Raw genomic sequence first — 832 nt, forward strand, 5'->3', positions numbered from 1 at the left:
GTGTGATGAAGCGTGAAGTGATCGTGAAGAAATACAAGAATTTGGCATGCAAATAGAAAAATTCCCCAAAGCGTGGGGAATTTTTCGGTCTTGGTTCGTAAATTGATTGGGCTTCGAACAGCACTCCTGTTTAATAAACAGCGCACCAATCGTTTTTCATGTCGATAAGCTGCCAGTTGTCACGCGCATTGGCTTCGTCTAACGCTTTATCTAAGCGGCCAACGTCCGATTGACGGTCGTATTTCCACTCGCGCGCTTCGTCAGTGTGATGCACAATCATCGCCATAGAATTTGGTTGGCTTGTCGCCCACTGCATCATCGCTTGGTCTCCGTCCGAGTTACCAACGGCGAGCACTGGTTTCTTGCCACTAATGTACGGGATGTTTTCGACTTTCACTTCTTTATCATCGAGCGTTAACAGTTCGCCCAACTTCATCACTTTAGGCTGACCATCATTAAAGCTGTATTCGTATTTCAACGCACTGCCGATGATTTGTTCTTCAGGAATGTTGTAAGCCTCTGGCGCCCACACGCGCATAAAGTCCACGCCACCACCCGAAACAATGTAGGTTTTGAAGTTGTTCTCTTGCAGGTACGTAAGCATTTCGCGCATCGGCTTAAAGGTGAGGTCGTTGTAGGCTTTACCAAAGCGCTTGTCTTTCGCCGCCGCAAGCCATTGCTCAACGGATTGTTGGTATTCTTCAACGGTCATGCCGCTGTGGGTGACTTTCATGATTTGGAGTAGCGATTCTTTGCCGCCAGCAAAGACTTTCTCTAAGTCGTTTTCAATGACGGATTTAAAAGGTTCCTGCGTTTTCCATTCTGGATGCGT

Annotated in this window: 1 protein-coding gene; it reads right to left on the bottom strand. The window is 47.2% G+C overall.

The window, feature by feature from the left end; all coding sequences use genetic code 11:
• Positions 1–130: 130 nt before the first annotated feature.
• The coding region (locus R7Z49_RS24150) for an HAD family hydrolase (RefSeq protein ID WP_318112251.1) at positions 131–832 on the bottom strand (702 nt) is incomplete at its 5' end.

The organism is Vibrio sp. 1562 (assembly GCF_033340155.1).
Taxonomy (GTDB): domain Bacteria; phylum Pseudomonadota; class Gammaproteobacteria; order Enterobacterales; family Vibrionaceae; genus Vibrio; species Vibrio alginolyticus.